The following is a 21935-nucleotide window of genomic DNA, read 5'->3' on the forward strand; positions in this document are numbered from 1 at the left end:
CGAGCCCTAAGAGAGAGCCTGCTGAGCCTTGCTCATGGCGTTGCGCTACCGGGTCAAGGGATTTCATCCTGGTCGCTCAATCATTTCTCCTGCAGCACCGCCCTGCCCTTCACCGCCCGCGGCCCCCGCCAGGCCCAGAAAAGCAACCCTGGGAACGGTGCATAGACCACGAACACGATCCACAGCATCTTGCGCTCTGCGCGCCGGTCGCTGCCGATGATGTGCCAGATGGCAAAGATCTCAAGGATGATGACCAAGGCCGCGACAATGATCCAGATCGTTCCGATTTCCATAAGCACTCTCCTGCTGGCATGTATTCGATTGAGTCCCGGCCAGCTGTGAGGGTTCATTCCGATTTTCCTTCGAGCACATTGCTGTGCCTGCCGAATGCCACGACGGCACAGGCAACCTATCGTGGCCCGGCAGGTGCTCGGCCACCCTGCAAAACCTCGACGCACTCTTCTGCCGCCTCTCCTGCGCCGGCTCACTATGCTTGGCAGATGCCGCAGGATGCGGCGCCTTAAACGACAACGGAGCGTCCATGTCCCTAGCCCTCGTCCACAGTCGCGCCCAGGTGGGCGTGCAGGCACCTGCAGTCAGTGTCGAAACGCATCTGGCCAACGGCCTGCCCAATCTCACTCTGGTCGGCTTACCCGAAACCACGGTCAAGGAGAGCAAGGATCGAGTACGCAGCGCCATCGTCAATTCCGGCCTGGACTATCCCGCCAGGCGTATCACCCAGAACCTTGCCCCAGCCGATCTGCCCAAGGATGGCGGCCGTTATGACCTGGCCATCGCCTTGGGGATACTCGCCGCCAACGGCCAGGTACCGGTGCACGCCTTGAACGACATCGAGTGCCTGGGTGAGCTGGCGTTGTCCGGCAAATTACGGCCTGTGCAGGGGATACTGCCGGCCGCCCTGGCAGCGCGCGAAGCAGGTCGGGCCTTGGTGGTCCCGCAGGAAAACGCTGAAGAAGCCAGTCTGGCGGGTGGCCTGGTGGTCTACGCAGTGGGGCACCTTCTAGAGTTGGTCGCCCACCTCAACGGCCAGGTGGTGTTGCCGCCATATGCCGCCAATGGCCTGCTGCTGCAAAGTCGGCCCTACCCCGACTTGAGCGAAGTACAAGGCCAGGTCGCGGCCAAACGGGCACTGCTGCTGGCAGCCGCTGGCGCGCACAACCTGCTGTTCACCGGGCCACCCGGTACCGGCAAGACCTTGCTGGCCAGTCGCTTGCCAGGGCTGCTGCCGCCGCTGGACGAGCACGAAGCCCTGGAGGTCGCGGCTATCCAGTCGATCAGTGGGCACACGCCCCTGAAAAGCTGGCCGCAGCGTCCGTTCCGCCACCCCCATCACTCAGCATCCGGGCCTGCGCTGGTAGGCGGCGGTAGCCGGCCGCAACCCGGCGAAATCACGCTGGCGCACCATGGTGTGTTGTTTCTCGATGAGTTGCCAGAGTTCGAGCGACGGGTGCTTGAGGTTCTGCGTGAACCCTTGGAGTCCGGCGAGATCGTCATCGCCCGTGCCAAGGACAAAGTGCGCTTCCCTGCCCGTTTCCAACTGGTAGCGGCGATGAACCCCTGCCCTTGTGGCTACCTCGGCGATCCCTCAGGCCGCTGCCGCTGCAGCACAGAGCAGATCCAGCGCTACCGCAACAAACTGTCAGGCCCGTTGCTCGACCGCATCGACCTGCACCTGACTGTGGCGCGCGAAGCCACCACACTCGACAACCACCCCTGTGGCGACACCAGCGCCAAGGTCGCCCGTGTCGTGGCTGAGGCCCGCGAACGGCAGCAGCGCCGCCAGGGCTGCGCGAATGCCTTCCTCGACCTCGATGGCTTGCGCCGTCACTGCGAGCTCACTGCAGCTGACCAGGCCTGGCTGGAAAGCGCCTGCGAACGGCTGACCCTGTCGCTACGGGCTGCGCACCGCCTACTCAAGGTCGCGCGGACGCTGGCTGACCTGGACAGAACCGACTCGATAGCCAGGGCTCATTTGGCCGAAGCCCTCCAGTATCGCCCTGGCACCTGACTCATCGACGTGTGCAGATTCGCCGATGGGCGAAGTCAATGCAGGCCATAGTGGTATTTTATTTTGCGCGCTAATTAATTGAGCGCAATATTAACTCCAGACAGCAAGCAGTCGTCACCCACCTCACTGAACCTGGAGAACGATCATGACCCTCAGCAAAGCACTCACCGCCGCCACCTTCGCCTTGGTCACCAGCACCGGCGCTTTCGCCCAGTCCGTCGAAGCCACGCCCTACCATTACGGCATGGCGCTGGATATTGCCCAGGTGATCGCCGTGCAAACGCCAGCCAACGCTCAAGGCCACACCACTACCGCCACCCTGACCTACCGCGACAGCAATGGCCAAGTCCGCTCCTTGAGCTACAGCCAACCCAACACCAACCTGGCCAACCAGAATTGAGGCGACGCGCACGGACAGGCCGCTTGGGCGGCCTGGCTCGTGAACGTTCAACGCACGTTCAAGGCCAACGCAGCCTCGACCGCCTTCAGCAGTACGTCTTCATTGAACGGTTTGCCCAGGCAGGCTACCGCGCCATTGCGCTGGGAAGCTTCCAAGGCCGCATCATCCCAATGCGCCGACATGCAGATCACGGGCAGCTGCCAACCCAACCGGGCCAGCTCGCCCTGGACCTGCAAACCTGTCAGTCCAGGCATTCTCAAGTCCAGCAAGGCACACCCCGCCCCACGCGCCTGGGGCGAAGCCAGCAGCTGCGCACCCGACCCGAACAGCAAGGTGTCGAAGCCGGCCGAACGCAACAGGTTGGCCAGGCTTCTGCGCACGAAAGCATCGTCATCGACGATGCATACCGTTGCGCTCATGCAACGCCCTGGTCTTCAAGGCGGGGGCCGGCATCGATGACATGGTGCATGGCGACCAGCTCGACCAGCGAGCGCGACTGCATCTTGTTCATGATGTTCTTCTTGTGAACCTTGGTCGTCACTTCACTGGTACCGATGGTCTTGGCGATCTGTTTGTGCGTCAGCCCCCCTACCACCAGCGAGAACACTTGCCGCTCGCGCTGGGTCAGGCGCCGGTACTTTTCCCGGACCTGACGCGTATCCCACCATTTGCGCCCCTGCGCCAAGGCGCGCGCACGTACCGACCCCAGCAGCGTCAGCAGCTCGTACTCATCGAACGGCTTGGTGAGAAATTCAACAGCACCCGCACGCATGGCCTGAACGGTCATAGGGATGGTGCCGTAACCGGTCATGAACACGACCGGCCAGGGAACATCGAGCCTGCGCAGCGCCTGCTGCACGTCCAGGCCGCTGGCAGCCGGCAGGTTGATGTCCAGCAACAGGCAGGCGTAGGGTGTGTCGCAGGGTTGTTCGAGCAGTTCCTCCGCCGAGGCGTATAACCGATGAGGAATATTCTCGGCACGGAACAGCCGGCCCAGGGCCGTGCGTACCGACGGGTCGTCATCGACCACCAGCACCATCACGGCTTCGATGTCGTCCTGCGGCGGCCCAGCAGTGGCTGAAAGCGGCGATCTGCCTGGCGCCAACGCAGCCACATCGCTGGACACTTGCGCCGCCAGCCGGTAACCCCTGCGGGGAACGGTCTGGATCAGGCCCCGGTCACCAAAGGCTTTGCGCAGCAGCGAAATCTGCACCTGCAGGTTGTTGTCTTCCACCACTGTGCCGGCCCAGACCTGGCTGAACAGCTCGTCCTTGCACACCACCCGGCCGTTGGCCCGGATCAGCGTCGCCAGCACCTCGAACGCACGCCCACCCAAGGGCAGCGGTTTGCCGTCCAGAAACACTTCCCGCCGCTCCAGCGACACCTGGGCATTGCCTATACGGATCATGATCTTTTCGAATCTCGCGAGTCCGGGCGGTTGCGCAGCCCCGTGCAATCTAGGCCAGCATCCACATTCATACAATTATCCCGAGGGATAGGTTGGCCTTTGGACTATACAAGCCAGCGCCGCCACCCTGGGGCCGATTACGGTCAAGATGGTTCCCGATCCTGCCAAACCGGCCAGCCAGAGCGTGCGGGGCATTCGCGCTGCGTATACTCGCGCCCTTGGATGTCGCTAGCAGGGGTGCTTTATGCTCGATGAACGCCTTGCCTACAGGCCCATCGATTATGACCAGTCGATCGACGACGGCTGGCTGGGCCGCTGCGACATCACGCCTTTGGGGCAGGAAGGCGACCTGACCTACTTCCGTCTGCGCGACAGTGCGACGGGGCAGGCCTGGGTAGCGATTCGCGCGGCCCTCGCAGCCCCTGCCGCCTGCCGGCGCCTCGAACGCAACTACCGCCTTCAGCTGGACCCGCAATGGGCTGTACTTCCCTCAGCCTTCGTCCGCTCCGCAGAAGGCCCGTTGCTGATCTATCCGGCAGGTCGCTCGATCAATGACCTTGCGGAGCTTGGCCCGATCACGCTATCGACGTTCCTCGACGTGGCGACCAACGCCGCCACGGCCTTGGCTCAGGCCCACGAGCGCAACGTGCTGCACGGTGCCCTGCAACCTCAGCATGTGTTCGTCCAGCACGACCTGGGCGTGAAGATCGGCGGCTTCCATGCCGATCCACCGGAGCTGGTCGGCGAACAGCAGACACCGGTAGGCAGTTGGGCTTACCTCGCCCCAGAGCAGGTCTGCCCCCATGGCAGCGTCAGCGACCGGCGCAGCGACATCTATGCCTTGGGTGCAATCCTCTACCAGCTGCTGCTGGGCGAACTGCCTCTGCTAGGCCGTGACATGTCGCACTGGCGCCAACTGCATGCTGGCGTGCAGCCCAGAACGGCCTGCGAAGTCGACGCCAAGGTGCCACGGGCACTTAGCCAAGTGCTGAACAAGGCGCTGGCCAAGGAACCCGATGCCCGCTACCAGAGTGCACGGGCGCTGGCGATCGACCTTGCCCATTGCCGCCGACATTACCCAGCCAAAGAGCCCCTCGATCACTTCACGCCTGGCTGCGCCGAACCGATATCACCCACCCGCGAGCGACTTCATGGACGCACGGCCGAGCTGAAAACCATCGGCCTACTGTTCAGGGCCCTGCGCCGGGACAGCAAGCCCCAAGTGCTGTTCGTCAACGGTGCCACCGGCATGGGCAAGTCCAGCCTGGTCCATGCCGCACTGAAGACTTACGCCGAGGGGTATTGGGCATCTGGCAAGTGCACCTGCCTGGAACAAGGCGCGCCTTATGCGCCGTGGCTGGACATACTGGGTTCGTTGGCCACGCAGCTGCTGGCCAAGAACAGCGAAGACCTGGCTTCCTTGCGACACAAGATCCTGCGTCGCCTCAAGGGACGCGGACGGCTGCTGGGCAAGCTCGCCCCTGACCTGCAATTGATCATCGGGCCCATGGCGGAATTGCCGGAAAAACCCACCCGCCTTGCGATGCAGAAAGAGCTGCGGGCGGTGGTCGAGTTTCTAGGGGTGTTCAGCCGGCCCGGCCAGCCTTTGGTGCTGTTTTTCGATGATGCGCAGTGGGCCGATAGCGCAACCCTGCACCTTTTAGCAGAACTGCTCGCGCAGCCGCCCGACAGCCTGTTGTTGATCCTCGCCCGGCGCAACGATCCAGCACCCGCCCATGCCCTACCGACTCGCCCCGAGGAAGTGCGCATCACGACCATCGAGCTACGCCCGATCTCCGTTGCGGCGGTGTCGGATCTGATCGGCGAGCGCTACCATGTGCCGCCCGAAGAGGCGATACAGGTCGCACGACTGGTGCACGCCAAGACCGCCGGCAACACGTTCTTCATCAACCAGATCCTGCAGGTCATGGTCGAAGATGGCCTGCTCACCTTCGACACCCAGACCATGCGCTGGACGTGGTCCTTACAGGCCGTGTCGCAGCATCGCTACGCCGACAACGTCGCCGACCTGATGGTCGATCGCCTGACACGCCTGCCGGTTGCCCAACGCGATGTGCTGCGCCTTGCCAGTGCTGCAGGCGGCCGTTGCGACGAGCGCTTGCTTGAAAAGACGCTGCCTTGCGGCGTACCCCGTCTCGGTGAACGGCTAAAGGCACTGGTCGACGCGGGCTTTCTGCTGCCCAGCCAGAAAGGCCTGTGCTTCGCCCATGACCGGGTCATGCAAGCTGCCTACGAACTGACCCCAGAGTGCGAACGAGCTGCGCAACATGCACGTATCGCCAAGGCCATGCGTGAGGTTTGGCAGGACGACCTGCCCAATGCCGTGCTCGATATCGCCAACCAGGTGCAACGCGCCAGCCTGCAGGCCTTCGAAGCAGATGAATACTCAACGTTCCTGACGATGCTGGAGGACGCCGCGCTTCGGGCCCGCGATGACGCCTCATACGCGCAAGCCGCCAGCTACCTGGCAGCCGGTGAAGCCCTGCTGAGGCAATGCTGCGAATCAGCAACGTACAGGGCCAAGGCCTTCACCTTCGCCGCCCTGGCGGCGGAGTGCGACATGCTGATGTCGCGCATGCCCGAAGCCGAAGCACACATCGCCCAATGCAGACAACGCGCCAGCACACCCCTGCTGCACGCCCGCGCCTACCGGCTGGAGGCACGGTTGCACACTTTGCGTTCCGACTATGAAACCGCCATCGATGCAGCCCTGACAGGCCTTGGTCTGCTGGGTATCTCGCTGGCACGCGGCAACGATAGGCACATGGTCGAGAGCGAATATGCACGGATACGCGGCCTGATCGAGCAGCAAGGTCGCCACTGCCTCGAATCGCTGCCCAAGGCCGAAGCCGAGCACGCGATCGTCGCGATAGAACTGCTGGCGACGCTCTCTTCGTCGTTCTTCGTGGAGGATGACCTGTGCTGCCTGCACCTGGCCAAGATCATGGAGCTGACCCTGGCATATGGCGTGGCCCCTGGCAGCACTTATGGGCTGGCCTGGTTCGGGGTCATGAATGCCGAACGCTTCGCCGCCTATCATGATGGGCACGCCTACTGCCTGGCCGCGCTCAAGTTGATCGAGCGACAGGGGTTCGAGGCCGACCTGACCAGCGCCCTGCTCGCGCTGGACCAAGTCAGTGCCTGGACCGCCCCGATGGAGTTCGCCCGACGCACCGCACTCGAAGCCATCGATTCGGCGCGCCTGAGCGGCGACCTGGCCATGGCCTGCTATGCCTGCAACCACCTGGTGTCGGATTCGCTGTTCATGGGCCACCATCTGCAAACAGTCGCTGCCGAGGTAGAACAGGGCCTCGACACCGTGCGCCGTTACGGCTATCGGGATATCGAACGCATCCTCCTGGCGCAACAACACTTCGTTGCCAACATGAGCATTGCCGAACCTTGCCGCAGTGGCTTGACGTCAGGCACGACAGCGACCCTCACGCACGAACTCGGCACCTCCAGAACGACGCGGTTCTTCCAGGCGCTGTTCAACGGTATGTCCGCGTTCTACCTGGGCGATATACGCCAGGCGATCGTAAGCCTGGACGAAGCCGGAACACATGCCTGGGCTGCCCCGGCGCATATCAACCTGGCCGACTACCAGCTGTTTCGCGGTCTGGCGCTGGGCAGCCCAGAAGCGCCTGGCACACCCGAGATGAAACGCAAGACCTTGGGCGAACTGCGCGAGCGCTTCGCGCAATGGGCCGAGTTCAACCCCATCACGTTCCGTAACAAGCTGTTGTTGATCGAAGGCGTCATCGCCAAGCTTAACGGTGACGGCCTGGCAGCCATACGCTGCTTCGACCAGGCCCAGATCGCCGCCACTGCCGCCGGCTTCATTCACGAACAGGCGCTTGCCCACGAACAGTTGGCCGAAGTGTGCATCCCCAGCGGCCTGATCTCCGGTGCCAACCTGCACCTGCGACTTGCACGCGACTGCTTCCACATTTGGGGTGCGACAGGCAAGGTCCGCCAGTTGGAGACCTTGCACCCATTCCTGCGAACTCAACCGGTGCAGGAAACCTACCGCGCCTCCAGCCAGGCCCGGCTGGACCTGGAAGTGGGCATCGAAGCCGCGCGAGCGCTGTCCGAAGAAGTGCTGCTCGAAGGGCTGATCGAAACCCTGATGGGCCACCTGACCCAGCATTCCGGTGCCGACCATGGTGCCCTGCTGATCGTCAGCGGTGCCGAGTTCCAGATGGCAGCACTGTCCTATATCGACGACGCGGGCCTGCATGTCCGGCTGGATGACTGCCAGACGTTCAGGACCCAGGCGCCACTGTCGATCATCAATGCCACCATGCGTACCAAGAAGCCCTTGACGCTCAACGACGCAGCGAACGATTGCCCGGAAGCCTTTCGCCCGGAGCTTCAGGCCCGCGGCGCGCGATCCGTGCTGTGCCTGCCCCTGGTGATCCAGGGCGTGCTGATCGGCCTGGTCTACCTGGAAAACCGTCTGGTGCCCAACCTGTTCGGCAGCCAGCGTCTGGCCATGCTGGAAATCCTCGCCTCACAGGCGGCGGTGTCGCTACAGACCGCCAAGTTCTATACACGCCTGGCCGAGGACAATCAGGCCCGCGCCCAGATGGAAGCCGAACTGCGTCGGTCGCGCGCCGAACTGGCCCGCAGCGCGCACCTGCAGGTGATGAACGAACTGTCGGCGTCCATTGCCCACGAAATCAGCCAACCGCTGCTGGGCATAGCCTCCAACGCCGCGGCCAGCCTTCGTTGGCTCAAGCGCGGTGAGCCTGACCTGGCCGAAGCCATCGCCGGCCTGGAAGACATCCGTGCTGACAGCGAGCGGGCCGCGAACATCGTCCAGGCGTTGCGCTCGTTGGCCAAACAGTCACCGATGCAGCGCAAGGCCATGAATCTCGATGAGCTAGTCGTTGAAGTGGTCCGCCTGACCTCCGCCGATGCCCTCAAGTGTGGGGTGCAGGTGAGTACCCAATTGCACGCGGCAGTGAGCGTCATGGCAGATCCGGTGCAGTTGCAACAATTGGTGTACAACCTGATCACCAATGCCCTGGAAGCCCTGGCGGGTTACCGCAGTGACGGCGTGCTACGCATTGTCTCGACAGTGGTGGGCGATACGGTGGAAATCTGCGTGGATGACAACGGCCCAGGCATAGCGCCAGAAGAACGGGAGCGTGTGTTCGGGGCTTTCTACACGTCCAAATCGGGTGGATTGGGCATGGGGCTGGCGATCTGCAATTCAGTGGTGCAGGCCCACGGTGGGCGCTTGCAAGCTTTGGTGTCGGAGCTGGGGGGATGCCGGATCAGATTCAGCGTACCGATCCAGCCTCCCCTCGCGTAGCCACCGGCTAGCCGGCGACTGGGTAATGTCAGCGGGCGCTCAGGGCCGCATAGCTGTTCATCAGGTTGCGGTAGTTGGGAATACGTTGCGACAGCAGGTTACCCAGGCCTTCGATATCGTTGCGCCAGTCACGGTGCAGCTCACAGGCCACCGAGAACCAGTTCATCATCTGCGCGCCCGCCTCGGTCATGCGTACCCAAGCCGCCTGCTGCACGGTTTCGTTGAAGGTGCCCGAGGCGTCGGTCACCACGAACACCTCGAAGCCCTCGGCCAGCGCCGACAGGGTCGGGAACGCCACGCAGACGTCAGTCACTACACCCGCGATGATCAGTTGCTTGCGGCCGGTCGCCTTGATCGCCTTGACGAAGTCTTCGTTGTCCCAGGCATTGATCTGCCCCGGACGTGCGATGTAGGGAGCATCCGGGAACATTTCCTTGAGCTCTGGCACCAGCGGGCCGTTAGGGCCTTGCTCGAAGCTGGTGGTGAGGATGGTTGGCAAGCCGAAGAACTTGGCCAGATCGCCCAGGGCCAGCACATTGTTCTTGAACTCGTTGGGGGAAAAATCCTGCACCAGCGAGATCAGGCCGGTCTGGTGGTCGACCAGCAGTACGACTGCGTCGTCTTTGTTCAGGCGCTTGTAGTCTGGTTGGCTCATGAGTGTGACTCCTTGGGTTGGGTGAACGGGGCCGGTACTGTCCCTATGTGGCTATACCGACGGATACTTTCGGCTTAAGGATGTGCGCCGAGGGGCTCGGCCTTGGCTGCCTGGCGCCAGGCTTTGGGCGGTTGTCCGACCAGACGGCTGAATGCACGGGTGAAGTGGGCCTGATCGCAAAAACCGCACTCCAGGCTCACATGGGTGATCGGCGCCTCGGTGGCCAGCAGGCGCTTGGCCTTTTCCATCCGCGCCAGCAAACGCCATGCCTGGGGCGAGAGACCCGTGGTGACCTTGAAGGCGCGCGAGAAGTGACTGCGGGTGAGGTTGCACACCCCGGCAATCTCGATGATCGACAACGAGCTGCGCAGCATCAGCTCCTTGGCCTGATGCAGGCGGGCGGGGGTCAGGGCGCCGGGAGGGCAAGGGTCCGGGTGCATGGCGACTCTCCTGTTCAATGGAGAAAGTCTCGCGCCCGGAGCATGACAAAGTCCTGAGCCGAACCTTAATAGTTCTTAAACCTGCACTACTGGCCCTCCCTGCCAGACCGATAACCTAAGATGAGTTTCGTGTTCAGTAGTCGGCCCCTGAACGGGCCCGTATCAAGGCGAGAAAGGCATGCAGGAAAATCGTGCTCACCGCACCGTGGCCATGGTGTTGTTCAATGATGTGCTGTTGCTGGATGTCACCGGCCCGCTGGATGCCTTTGCCATCGCCAACCGGTTCTTACCGGAGGATCGACACTATCGCTTGATCACGGTGGCCGAAGGGCACGCCGCGATTCGCGGATCCTGTGGGTTGAAGGCCCTGGCCGATGCACCCCTCGAAGACTTGCCCGAGGCGGTCGACCTGCTGCTGGTGCCGGGTGGACCGGGGGCCTACGATGTCGCCTTGCCCGCACTGGAGCGCTGGTTACCCCAGGCGGCGCGTAGCGCCAGACGGTTCGGTGCCATCTGCACGGGCGTCTTCCTGCTGGGGCGTGCCGGGTTGCTGGACGGTTATCGATGCACGACTCACTGGAACTACGTAGAGCGCCTGGCCCGGGCCTTTCCTGAAGCGAAAGTGGAAACCGAGCAGATCTACGTCATCGACCGCAATTTGATCACTTCCGGCGGCATCACCGCGGGTATCGACCTGGCATTGGCCGTGGTGGCGGAAGACCACGGCAAGTCGCTTGCCCTGGAGGTGGCGAAGGTGTTGCTGGTAGCCCGCCATCGCCAGGGCGGGCAGACGCCGTATGGGCCGCTGTTGGCAGCTGTACCTCGGGACGACACCCCCATCGCCCGCGCTCAGGCCTACATCGTCGACCATATCGAGCAACCCTTCACGGTGCAGAAAATGGCTGAGCGGGTGGCCATGAGCAGCCGCAACTTCGCCCGTGCTTTCCAGCGTGAAGTCGGCATCACACCCATGCAGTACCTGCAGAATGCCCGTATAGACCGGGCGCGCAAGCTGCTGGAAGAGAGCGACCTGCCATTGAAAGTCGTGGCGGCACAATGCGGATTCAGCAGCGACCGGCACATGCGCAAAGTATTTTGCGAGCGAATCGGCATGACGCCGGCGCAGTATCGAGCGCAGTTTGGCGGGCATTGATTGTCTTCCATGATAGGACAATCTGTCCCCTCGCCGCGGGATTGTCGTACCCGGCCACAGTCCGCAAAATGCGTATTCACCCTGTACCTCGCTGCCCAGGCAGCTCATGGAGTCCGAGCCTATGCCACATGAAAGCAGCCTGCTGCAAACCGCCGTCATCTTCCTGCTCGCCGCCGTTGTCGCCGTGCCCTTGGCCAAGCGCCTGCAACTGGGCGCCGTCATTGGTTACCTGCTGGCCGGCGTGGCCATCGGCCCGCAGGCGTTGGGCCTGATTCGCGACACCGAAAGCGTCGCCCACATCTCGGAACTGGGAGTCGTCCTGCTGCTGTTCATCATCGGCCTGGAACTGTCACCTCGGCGCCTTTGGCTGATGCGCAAATCGGTGTTCGGCGTTGGTACTGCACAGGTGCTGCTGACCGGCGCGGTCATCGGTGCCATTGCCTTGTATGGCTTCGACCAGTCATTGCCCGCCGCCGTGGTGCTGGGCCTGGGCCTTGCGTTGTCGTCTACCGCCCTGGGCCTGCAGAGCCTGGCCGAAAGCAAGCAACTCAATGCCCCCCATGGCCGCCTGGCGTTCGCCATCCTGCTGTTCCAGGACATTGCCGCCATCCCGTTGATTGCCTTGGTACCGCTGTTGGCCGCGAGCGGCCCTGACACCAGCCACGGCGACAGTCTGGAACATGGCCTCAAGGTTTTTGCCAGTATCGCCGTGGTGATCGTCGGTGGTCGTTACCTGCTGCGTCCGGTGTTCCGCACAGTGGCCCGTACCGGACTGCCGGAAGTGTCCACCGCCACGGCGCTGCTGGTGGTCATCGGCACCGCCTGGCTGATGGAGCAAGCCGGTATTTCCATGGCCTTGGGCGCCTTCCTTGCCGGCCTGCTGCTGGCTGACTCGGAGTACCGCCACGAGCTGGAATCGCAGATCGAACCGTTCAAAGGGCTGCTGCTGGGCTTGTTCTTCATCAGCGTGGGCATGGGCGCTAACCTGCGCCTGCTGCTGGACATGCCGCTGGTACTGCTGGGCCTGACACTGTTGCTGGTGGCAGTGAAGCTGGTGCTGTTGATTGGGGTGGGGCGTTTGGCCGGTGGCCTGAACAGCGCCAGCGCCCTGCGCCTGGGCATGGTCCTGGCGGCGGGTGGCGAGTTTGCCTTCGTGGTGTTCAAGCTCGGCAAGGACCAGGGCTTGTTCGATGCACAGACTTACGACCTGCTGCTGATGACCATCACCCTGTCGATGGCCATCACGCCGCTGCTGATGCTCGGTTGCGCTCGGGCACTGAAACGCCCGCAGCCACCGCGTGAAGTGCCGGAGCAGTACAAGTCCATCGATGCTGGTACGCCACGCGTGGTGATTGTCGGCATGGGCCGCATGGGGCAGATCGTGTCGCGTATCCTGCGGGCCCAGAAGATCCCATTCATTGCCCTGGAAACGTCGGTGGACGCCATCGAAATGACGCGCATGTTCGAGCAGGCTCCGGTGTTCTACGGCGACCCACTGCGTCCTGAAGTGCTGCACGCGGCCAAGGTCGGCGAAGCGGAGTACTTCGTGATCACCACAGATGATCCGGAAATCACCACTCGCACGGCGGAACGCGTGAAGCGTCTGTACCCCCACCTGAAGGTGCTGGCACGCGCACGCAACCGTCAGCATGTGCACAAGCTGGTGGATGTGGGTGCCGAACCGATTCGCGAGACGTTCTACTCGAGCCTGGAAATGTCACGCCGCGCTCTGGTTGGGTTGGGCTTGAGCGAAGAGCAGGCCACTGACCGCATCGAACGATTCACCCAGCATGATGAAGAAGTGCTGGTTGCTCAGGGACAGGTGCGCGATGACCGGGCAAAAGTCATGCAGACCGCCAAGGAGGCGCGCATGGAGCTGGAGCGGTTGTTCGACTCCGATGCGGATTGAGCGCCTTTAGGCCAAAGCCAGTCGCGCCAAGGGAGGGGGCTCCCGCCGCGCGGCTTGGCAAAGGTCGTTTGCACCGTCATCTACCGCTGCATTCCCCATCGCCGCACCGTCAGCCGCTCCAGGGTGTTGAACACCAACCCTTCCACCAGCAAGCCGATCAGGATCACCACGGCCAAGCCTGCGAACACCTTGTCGGTGTAAAGCTCGTTGCGGTTCTGGAAGATGTACCAGCCTAAGCCGCCCTTGCCGCTGCTGGCGCCGAACACCAGTTCCGCCGCGATCAAGGTACGCCAGGCAAACGCCCAGCCGATCTTCAGCCCCGACAGAATCGACGGCAACGCTGCCGGCACCAGAATGTGCAACACCAGGCGCAGTCCCTTGAGGCCGTAGTTGCGCCCGGCCATGCGCAAGGTGTCCGATACCCCGAGGAACCCTGCATAGGTATTGAGCGCCAGCGCCCAAAGGACCGAGTGCACCAACACGAAGATCAAGCTGTTGTCCCCCAGACCGAACCACAGCAAGGCCAAGGGCAGCAGGGCGATGGCCGGCAATGGGTTGAACATCGAGGTGAGGGTGCCGAGCAAGTCGCGTCCGAGCTGGGTCGATACCGCCAGGCTGGTCAGCCCGAACGCCAGGACGATGCCGAGCACGTAGCCCTTGAGCAACACCACCAGCGACACGCCGACCTTGGCTGGCAGTTCACCACTGAACATGCCGTCCCAGAGCGCTGTTGCAGTTTGCAAAAAGCTCGGCAACAACAGGTCATTGCCCTGGTAGCGGGCGATGGCTTCCCACAGGGCGGCGATGGCGATCAGGATCACCGCCTTGCGCAACCCGCCCAGTTGCCAAAGGCGCTGGGCCAGTGGCAGTCGACGTTCAAGAGGCACACTGAGCAGCGGCTCCAGCTGCACCTCGTATTCCTGGCGTACAGGTGTAGTGGTCATGGCTGAGCTCCTGTCAGTAGGCGATGCGAATATCGTTGAAGCCGAGGTCGGCCGCCTGCTCGGGTGCGTCCGCCTCGTCGAACAGCAGACGATGGATACGCCGGGCGCTGGCCTGGAAATCGGCAGCCCCCAGGCTGCCAAGGTCGTACTGATGGCTGTGCACTTGCGCCCTCACCCGCCCTGGGTGCGGCGACAACAGCAGAATGCGGTTACCCACCACCAACGCCTCTTCGATAGAGTGGGTGACGAACAACAGGGTGAAACGCACCTCTTCCCAAAGCAGCAGCAGTTCTTCCTGCATCTTGCGACGGGTCAGTGCATCGAGCGCGGCGAAAGGCTCGTCCATCAGCAGGATCTTGGGCTGGGTGGCCAGTGCCCGGGCAATGGCCACCCGCGCCTTCATGCCACCCGACAGGGTATGCGGGTAGGCATCGGCGAATGCCGCCAGGCCAACCTTGTTCAAATAGTGCAGGGCGCGCTCCTGGGCCTCGGCGCGCTTGAGCTGACCAGACACCAGCAGCGGGAACATCACATTCTGCTTCACCGTCTTCCACGGCGGCAGTTGGTCGAATTCCTGGAATACCACGATGCGGTCGGGGCCGGGGCCCTTGACCGGCTGGCCCTGCAACAGGATCTGCCCTTCCTGGGGCTCGATGAAGCCGGCCACGGCCTTGAGCAAGGTGGACTTGCCGCAACCAGACGGGCCGAGCAGAACGAATCGGTCGGCGTGATCGACTTCGAAGCTGACTTGGTGGGTAGCCCGCACCACGCGCTGCGCCGTGCGGTATTCGAGACTGAGATTATTCACCTGCAGCAAGGCGGGTGCGTCGACACGGCTCAGGTTGCTGGCCGTGTGGCCTGGCAATGGGGCGGTCATGATCGATCAGCTCCCCTGCAGCGGGCGTTCATCCTGGAAGAAGTAGTCCTTCCACGACTCCGGCTTGTTCTTGATGGCACCGACGCGGTAGAGGAAATCCGCCAGCTTGTAGGTGTTCTTCGGCGTAACGGTGAATTCGTATTGCGGGTTGTCGATGAGCTTGATCAGCGCGTCACGGTCGATCTTGGCCTTGGTCACGCGGATGTAGGTATCGGCCGCGGCGGCCTTGTTCTTCTGGGCGAAGTCCGCCGCCTCGGCCAGCGCGTCGACGAAGGCCTTGTAGGTTTTGGGGTTGTCCTTGCGGAATTTCTCGGTGGCGAACAGCAAGGTCGGCGAATTTGGCCCTAGCAAGTCGTAGCTGTTGAGCACTACATGCACGTTCTTGTTGGCCAACACCTGGTCCTGGAACGGCGGGTTGGAGAAGTGTCCATTGAGTTCCGTGCCACCCGCCAACAGGGCTGCGGTGGCATCCGGGTGCGGAACGGCCAGGGTGTACTTGTCCAGGCGGTTGTATTCCTTGTCACCCCACTGCTGCGCGGCAGCGTACTGCAGGAAGCGTGACTGCACCGAAACACCCACGGCCGGCACCGCGATGCGGTCCTTCTCGGAAAGGTCGGCGATGGTCTTCACATTAGGATTGCTGCTGACCAGGTAGTACGGGAAGTTGCCTAGCGAAGCCACGGCCTTGACGTTCTGCCGGCCCTTGGTGCGGTCCCAGACAGTGAGCAGCGGGCCGACACCGGCACCTGCGATGTCAACCGAGCCAGACAGCAATGCGTCGTTGATCGCGGCGCCACCGGAAAGCTGGGCCCAGTCGACTTCGATGTCGATGCCCTGCTCCTTGCCGTGCTTCTCGATCAGGTGCTGGTCGCGCACCACATTCAACAGCAGATAGACGATGCCGAACTGCTCGGCGATGCGGATCTTGCCTTCGGCCTGGGCTACCGCGGGTGCGGCGAGGCTGCCGATGACCAGGCTTGCGCCCAGGCCGATGCTCGCCGCCAGGCGGCTGATGGATTTGCGCATGATGTGGTTCCTCAGTCGTCAGAACGGGGCATCGCCCTGGATGGTGGTGCGGTACAGCTTGCGCCGCAGGTGTGCGGGGCAGCCGGTGGCTAGGTGGATCAGCGAGCGGTTGTCCCAGAACACCAAGTCATGGGGCTGCCACTGATGGCGGTAGATGTTTTGCTCAAGCACGCTCAAGGCGTAGAGCTGCTGCAGCACGTCACGGCTTTCGTCCTCTGGCAGGCCGACGATACGGGTGGTGAACCCCTCGCTGACGAACAGTGCCTTGCGCCCGTTTTCCGGGTGCGTACGCACCACCGGATGGATGACCTCCTGTACTTGAGCCAGTTGTTCGGCGGTCAGGGTCGGACGCCAGTTGCCTTCGAACTTGGTCTCGGCGTAGCGCGCGGTATAGGAGTGTGCAGCGCTGCGGCCCTCGACCACCTTGCGCAGGGCTTCGGGCACCGCGTCCCAGGCCTTGTGCATGTCAGCGAACAACGTGTCGCCCCCTTCGCTGGGCAGCTCCTGGGCATGGAGCATCGAGCCGAGGCTGGGGAGTTCCTTGTACGAGAGGTCCGAGTGCCAGAACTTGCCAGCATCACCCAGGCCTATGTTGCGACCTTCCTCGACGATGTTGGACACGATCAGGATTTCCGGGTGGCCCGCCAACAGGAACTGCTTGAGCACATGAATCTGCAGCTCGCCGAAGCGGCGGCTGAAGACGATTTGTTGTTCGGGGCTGATCCGTTGCTCCCGGAACACCAGCACATGGTGGTCAAGGTGGGCACGGTGAATGCGCTGGAAATCTTCGGCGTTGACTGGTTTGGCCAAGTCCAGGCCGATGATCTCGGCCCCCACGGCACCGGAGAATGGACGGATTTCGAAGAATTGCGGCTGGGCGCTGTCGATGGACGACAAGGCGTTCGAGGCGGCTGACATGTTTCACTCCCACGCAGTGCGCGACTTCAGGGCGCGCGACGATCAGAAACGCACGGGGTTTTCCCGTGTGGGTTCAAGTCGTGCGGCGCGCCGATTGGTCGGCGGGTACGCAGTGGGAGCGACTATAAGGGCATAAGAAAAATAATTTAAATATCTTTAACGAATAAACATATGAAGCCGTTCATGCAACGCCCCAAGCGCTGGATGCCCATCAGCGCCACTCGCTGTAGGGCTCCAGTGAGGTGACCGGTAACGCCAGGTTGCCTCGCCAAGGTTCGAACATGTAGCGCACATAGAGCATCGCATGGCTGGGTGCGTAGTCATCGCTGTGTTGCCAGTCGAACCCACCGCCCAATGCCCAGCGGTCGCTCAAGCGCCGTTCGAACGCCCCATGCAAGCGGTAGCCCAGGCCATTGCTGTCGCTGGCTTCGGTCATGGCGTCGATGTTCGACGCGATGATGTCGTAACGCGCCAGCAACTTGCGGTTCAGGCTCTCGTTCGGATAGACACGACTGCTGTCGCTGTGGGCACGGGACCAACTGACCGACCCCTCCACCAGGAACGACCAATCGAAGTTGCGCCAGGCATAGCTGACCGGTACTCCGATCGACTCATAGCGCTGCGGGCTGTAGTAACCGCCCTGGCCCAGACTGTAGCCTCCCAGGTCCTTGTCATATCGCCAGTGCATCAGGGTCAGGCCGACCCGCACGCGCTCGTCCGCCTTTTCGACCGCACGGTAGTAATAGCCGGCCATCGCGCGGGTACGCTGGTTGTCGGCAACGTTCTCACCGTACAGCCAGTGGTGCCCGAGGCTTGCCCAGACGCCATGGTCCCCGCCTTGGTCCCAGCTCAGGCCAAGGGTGGCACCGTTGGCCGTAACACCGCCCCAGCGGACGTTGGTAGCCGGGTCGCGAGCACCTGCGAAAGACAGCAACGAGTTGCTCATCGGCCGGCGCGAGGCAGCCAGCGACCAACCGACCTGTCCGAGGTCGCCGTTGACGATTGCGCCGCCCAGCCAGTTATTGACCTCGTACCCTTGGGTAGTGCCCAGGTCGAAGCCCCAGCGCTCGTTCTGCCAACCAAGCGCCAAAACACCTCCATTGGCCGTTTGCGAGCCCGGGCGGCAGGTCGGCAATAGCGCCCCGCTACGGGTGACGCCGACAAACTGGCAAGTACCGAAATCAGCGGTGTTGTTGCCATTCTCGTCCAGATCGAACGAACCAGCATCCATGCCAATGCGCTCCACGCGCGCAAACGCCCTACCGTCTTCCCAGGGCGTATCGACATGCAGCAGGGTCGATTGGGTGCTCAACCTGGAAATACCAGGAGTGCCGTCGTTCTTGCGCCAACCGTAGTCATGCATGAGGGTGACGTTGGTATTGCGCTGGCGGTACAGCTCATCCACATCGCTGCGCAGGCTGCGCACCAACCAGTCGTCCGCGTCCTTGGCGCGACTGGCCAAGGTCAGGGCGCGGTCGTCGCGTGGCGATACCGCCGAGCGGCTGAGCAACTGCGCGTCGGCCATCGCTGCGGCATACAAGTCCAGCGCCCGCTGAGGGTCCTTGGCCGCGACCAGGCGGGCAGCGTCTCGGCGCAGCAATGGGTCGGGCTGGGTCTGCCGCGCGGCAATCCGGTCCAATAGCCTGGCGGCCTTGTCCTTCTCACCCAATGCGACCCAGACGGTCGCCAGGCGCCGCTGGGAGTCGATCTCCTGATCGTTCAGTTGCAGCGGCTGTGCGGCCAATGCCTGTCGCACACGCGCCAGGTCACCTTCGGCAACCCAGCTCTCCATCACGCCAAGGCGCGCTTCGGCTCGCTGCGGCTGAACGTCCAGCACACGCTGGTAATAGCCACGGGCCTTGCCATGCTCGCCCCGCTCTGCCGCCCAGTCAGCCATCAGCAGGAGGTCGTCGGGGTCACCCTCGCCGTGGGCCAGACCCGCTTCCAGAACGGCGGTCGCCTCATCGGTACGGCCCTGCTCCTGCAAGCGCTGAGCTTGCGCCAAGGTCATGCGACGACGCACGCGCTTGTCCAGCGCATGCATATCGTCGGTCCAGGCGCTTTGCGGGACAGCCTGCAGGGTATTGCGAGCCAATGCATCACGGTCGCTGGACTCAAGGTACAAGCCATGGGCATAGCGGGTAGCCGGATCCGCTGGCTGGCGCTGCAGCAACCTTGCGAACGCGGCGTCCGCCTCGCCGTCACGCCCTTGCTGGCGCAGGCTGTTGGCCAGTTGATAAACCAGCCATGGCTCATCCGGTGCGAGCTCGACAGCCTGCCCCAGCACTTGGCTGGCAGTGATCCAGTCCTGTCGCTGTAGGGCCGCGTCGCCCTGCTCGCGCAGGCGGCCAAGGACAAGGCTGCGGCGCAGGCTGGCGAACTGGGCCTGTTGCGCTGCTGGCAAGCTGTCCAGATAGGCTTCGGCCTTGGCCGTGGATTGCGCCTGATAGATACGCATCAGGCCGCGCACCGCGCTTTCATTGTCCGGCACCATTCGCCGCACTTGCAGGTACTGCCGCTCGGCACCGGCCAGATCGCCTTCGGCAAATGCCACATCGGCCAGACCAAGCAAGGCGAACTCGTCTTCAGGACGTTGCTGACGCGCCTGTTGGTAAAGTGCACGAGCACCGCGCAGGTCTTGCTTCTCGAGCAAGCTGTCTGCCTTCTGCAGCAGGCCCCAGTACTGACTGGACGCTTCAAGGTCTTTCCACTTGCTCATCAGGCGAGTGTTCTGCTCGATGGACGCCGCCTGGCGGAATGACGTGTTCGCCTCCGCATAGCGACGCTGGCGCATCAATGCGACGCCCAGCGCCCCGTGCAGGCTTGCATCGTCCGCATAACGACGCAGCGCCAGGCGCAGTTGTGCCTCGGCTTGAACGTTCTGCTCCTGGTCGAGCAACGCTTTGCCCCGCTGGCCGGCCTGCCAGGCAGGGTCAGCCACGAGGGTGCGCTGCTGCTTGAGGTTTTCGCCGGCCAGTGGCAACAGCGGCGAAGCGGGATAGCGCTGGGCGAAAGCCTGCCAGCCCGCGACACTGTTGGCGCTCACAGGTTGTTCGGACAGATAGTCGAATTCGCGCTGCGCGGCAGCGTCGCGTGCCGCTGGGTCGCGGGACAGCTGTTCGAGCACCGCCAGCGCTTCGTGGTTGCGCCCTTCACTGAACAACCAGCTGGCCAGGGTTTGCCGTAGACCGGCGTTGCCCGGGTACTGTCGATCCAGTTGCTGCAACTGCTCGATCGCGTCCGGCCGCTGACCGGCGAGGTTTCCTCGCACGCGCCAATAATCCAGGGCCAACTCCAGACTAGGGGGCTCGCCCGCGAACAACTGGTCATAGGCAACCAGTGCCTCGTCATAGCGCCCTGTCACGGCCATGAGGCGGGCTTGCTGAAGGCGTTGCACCTGCTCCGGCTGCTGCAGTTGCAGCAAACGCCTGGCCTGGCGCTCCTGGGGGCTGCCGGGAGCGACTTGGCTTATGCTTTCGCGCAGTTGCTCTGCTTCCTGCGGCTTTTGCTCACGCAGCGCCAGGCTCAGCGCGGCGAGCAACGCGTCGGGGTTTCGTGGCTCCAACAACCGCAACCTGGCCAGGGCGTTATGAACCAGATCGTCACGGTGCAACGCCTCGCCGATTCGCACCTGCTCAAGCAGCCATTGGCGCTGCCCGTCGCTGTCCTTCGGTTGAGCGGCCACGGCACAGGACAACGCGCTCAGCGTCAGCACGCCGATCATTCGGAACATGGTGCACTCCAGGCAGGCAGCAAACGACCTTCTTTGTCGAAGCGATAGCGGGCTTCGTCCCAGCCTTGGCCGAACAAGGCGAGGACCTGGTTGTAATATGCTTGCGGCTCGGCCGGTGACTCATGCAGCCGTTTGCGCTGGGCTGCGAGGGCCACCTGGCCATCCGGAATGCTGGCCAGCAGTGGCAGCAAGGCCGCTGAAAAGCCAATCGGGCCATGGCCACTTTCCTGACCGCTGCGGGCATCGATGCTTTCCGGCGGCAGGCCGCTGCGCAGGGTCAACGCAGCCATCGGTGCGAAATGGCGCAGCATCTCGTCGCGCTGCGCCGCCCCCTCGGCCAGCATGCCGAGCCACAGGTAAACGCGAATGGCGTCATAGTCACCGCCACTTCCATGCTCAGGGTCGGGGCGGATAGCGGCCGCTGGAGTCCACAACAGCCAGTCCGGTGCGAACCCTTTGGGCGAAGCCTGCAACCAGACTCGGCGAACGTTACTGGCCATCTCGCCCCACAACGGGTCGACCAGGGCGAAGCGGTCGAACAGTTGCGGTGGCAGGTAGCTGGGGTTCAACCGCCAGCCCTTGTCGCTCTCGAAACCGTAGTCCGCGGGTAGCAACATGACGCCCAGGCCGGGAAGCTTGCGGACGCTCTGTGCCGCAATACGCCAGAGCATGCTCTGGCCCAATTGGCCATAGCCGGGTTCGCTCCAGAGCCTCCCTGCTTCGAGCAGGCTGTAGGCGATCCACAGGTCGGCATCGCTGGCATTGTTGCTGTCCAGCACCTGCCACTGGTTTTGCGGGCTACGCCCCCAAAGCCAGGCTGGCAGATGCCTTGCGAGGTTCCCTTCGGCAAGGTTGTTGCTGGTCCAGCGCAGCACGTTGGCGAAGGCTTGGCGATCATTGCCCACCAGGGCAAAGAACAACGCGTAGCTCTGCCCTTCGGACGTCGAGACCAAGCGTTTGTCACTGCGGTCGAGCACCCGGCCATCTTCGCTGACCAACTCGGTCTTGAAACGCTCCCAGGCCGGCCACGGACAAGCCGTCGAGGCCGCCGCGACAGTGGGCAAGCACATCACCAGCAATGCTCCCAGCAGCCGACGCATGT

16 protein-coding genes are annotated in these 21935 nt (G+C 63.1%); 5 read left to right on the forward strand and 11 right to left on the reverse strand.

Translation table 11 applies throughout. The features are described 5' to 3' along the window. Nucleotides 1-80: 80 nt before the first annotated feature. On the reverse strand, nucleotides 81-293 hold the full coding sequence (locus tag C4Q26_RS10770) for a PLDc N-terminal domain-containing protein (protein ID WP_023378100.1): 213 nt from the start codon (nucleotides 291-293) through the stop codon (nucleotides 81-83). Between the two features lie 248 nt (nucleotides 294-541). On the opposite strand from C4Q26_RS10770, the gene C4Q26_RS10775 reads away from it, so the two are divergent. After that, nucleotides 542-2029: a YifB family Mg chelatase-like AAA ATPase gene (locus C4Q26_RS10775; RefSeq protein WP_023378099.1), complete on the forward strand. Its 1488-nt coding sequence runs from the start codon at nucleotides 542-544 to the stop codon at nucleotides 2027-2029. Nucleotides 2030-2174: 145 nt separating this feature from the next. Then, nucleotides 2175-2429: a DUF2790 domain-containing protein gene (locus C4Q26_RS10780; protein WP_023378097.1), complete on the forward strand. Its 255-nt coding sequence runs from the start codon at nucleotides 2175-2177 to the stop codon at nucleotides 2427-2429. A 47-nt stretch (nucleotides 2430-2476) separates the two neighbouring features. Here C4Q26_RS10780 and C4Q26_RS10785 read toward each other — a convergent pair whose 3' ends face one another. Next, nucleotides 2477-2848, reverse strand: coding sequence for a response regulator transcription factor (locus C4Q26_RS10785; RefSeq protein ID WP_023378096.1), 372 nt, complete (start codon nucleotides 2846-2848; stop codon nucleotides 2477-2479). Next, nucleotides 2845-3837, reverse strand: coding sequence for a response regulator (locus C4Q26_RS10790; protein WP_104883073.1), 993 nt, complete (start codon nucleotides 3835-3837; stop codon nucleotides 2845-2847). The genes C4Q26_RS10785 and C4Q26_RS10790 overlap by 4 nt, the downstream gene beginning before the upstream one ends. A gap of 244 nt (nucleotides 3838-4081) precedes the next feature. Between C4Q26_RS10790 and C4Q26_RS10795 the strand changes: the two genes are divergently transcribed. Further along, a complete protein-coding gene (locus C4Q26_RS10795) occupies nucleotides 4082-9178 on the forward strand; it encodes an ATP-binding sensor histidine kinase (RefSeq protein ID WP_104883074.1) in 5097 nt (1698 codons plus the stop codon). 28 nt (nucleotides 9179-9206) lie between these two features. Here the strand turns inward: C4Q26_RS10795 and ycaC are convergent, their stop codons facing one another. Further along, nucleotides 9207-9833 (reverse strand): isochorismate family cysteine hydrolase YcaC, encoded by a 627-nt coding sequence (ycaC, locus tag C4Q26_RS10800; RefSeq protein WP_023378093.1) that lies wholly within the window; start codon nucleotides 9831-9833, stop codon nucleotides 9207-9209. 74 nt (nucleotides 9834-9907) lie between these two features. After that, on the reverse strand, nucleotides 9908-10273 hold the full coding sequence (locus tag C4Q26_RS10805) for an AraC family transcriptional regulator (RefSeq protein ID WP_023378092.1): 366 nt from the start codon (nucleotides 10271-10273) through the stop codon (nucleotides 9908-9910). A gap of 178 nt (nucleotides 10274-10451) precedes the next feature. On the opposite strand from C4Q26_RS10805, the gene C4Q26_RS10810 reads away from it, so the two are divergent. Together C4Q26_RS10810 and C4Q26_RS10815 are read left to right on the forward strand one after the other, a co-directional pair. Next, complete coding sequence (locus C4Q26_RS10810) at nucleotides 10452-11426, forward strand: GlxA family transcriptional regulator (RefSeq protein ID WP_104882309.1); 975 nt, start codon at nucleotides 10452-10454, stop codon at nucleotides 11424-11426. Nucleotides 11427-11547: 121 nt separating this feature from the next. Then, complete coding sequence (locus tag C4Q26_RS10815; RefSeq protein WP_023378090.1) at nucleotides 11548-13335, forward strand: monovalent cation:proton antiporter-2 (CPA2) family protein; 1788 nt, start codon at nucleotides 11548-11550, stop codon at nucleotides 13333-13335. Between the two features lie 80 nt (nucleotides 13336-13415). On the opposite strand, the gene C4Q26_RS10820 is transcribed toward C4Q26_RS10815, so the two are convergent. From C4Q26_RS10820 to bcsZ, 6 genes are all read right to left on the reverse strand, one after another. Next, nucleotides 13416-14279: an ABC transporter permease gene (locus C4Q26_RS10820; RefSeq protein ID WP_104882310.1), complete on the reverse strand. Its 864-nt coding sequence runs from the start codon at nucleotides 14277-14279 to the stop codon at nucleotides 13416-13418. Nucleotides 14280-14292: 13 nt separating this feature from the next. Then, nucleotides 14293-15156, reverse strand: a complete 864-nt coding sequence (locus C4Q26_RS10825; protein ID WP_104883075.1) for an ABC transporter ATP-binding protein — start codon at nucleotides 15154-15156, stop codon at nucleotides 14293-14295. Between the two features lie 6 nt (nucleotides 15157-15162). After that, entirely contained in the window at nucleotides 15163-16182 is a 1020-nt protein-coding gene (locus C4Q26_RS10830; RefSeq protein WP_023378087.1) for an ABC transporter substrate-binding protein, read from the reverse strand. An 18-nt stretch (nucleotides 16183-16200) separates the two neighbouring features. Further along, complete coding sequence (locus tag C4Q26_RS10835; protein WP_023378086.1) at nucleotides 16201-17100, reverse strand: TauD/TfdA family dioxygenase; 900 nt, start codon at nucleotides 17098-17100, stop codon at nucleotides 16201-16203. A gap of 211 nt (nucleotides 17101-17311) precedes the next feature. Continuing rightward, complete coding sequence (gene bcsC / locus C4Q26_RS10840) at nucleotides 17312-20833, reverse strand: cellulose synthase complex outer membrane protein BcsC (RefSeq protein ID WP_104883076.1); 3522 nt, start codon at nucleotides 20831-20833, stop codon at nucleotides 17312-17314. Further along, complete coding sequence (gene bcsZ, locus C4Q26_RS10845) at nucleotides 20821-21933, reverse strand: cellulose synthase complex periplasmic endoglucanase BcsZ (protein WP_104883077.1); 1113 nt, start codon at nucleotides 21931-21933, stop codon at nucleotides 20821-20823. Before bcsZ ends, bcsC begins: the two co-directional genes overlap by 13 nt. Between the last annotated feature and the right edge of the window lie 2 nt (nucleotides 21934-21935).

Origin of the sequence: Pseudomonas sp. SWI44 (assembly GCF_002947915.1) — a bacterium.
In the GTDB taxonomy this organism is placed as follows: Bacteria; Pseudomonadota; Gammaproteobacteria; order Pseudomonadales; family Pseudomonadaceae; genus Aquipseudomonas; species Aquipseudomonas taiwanensis.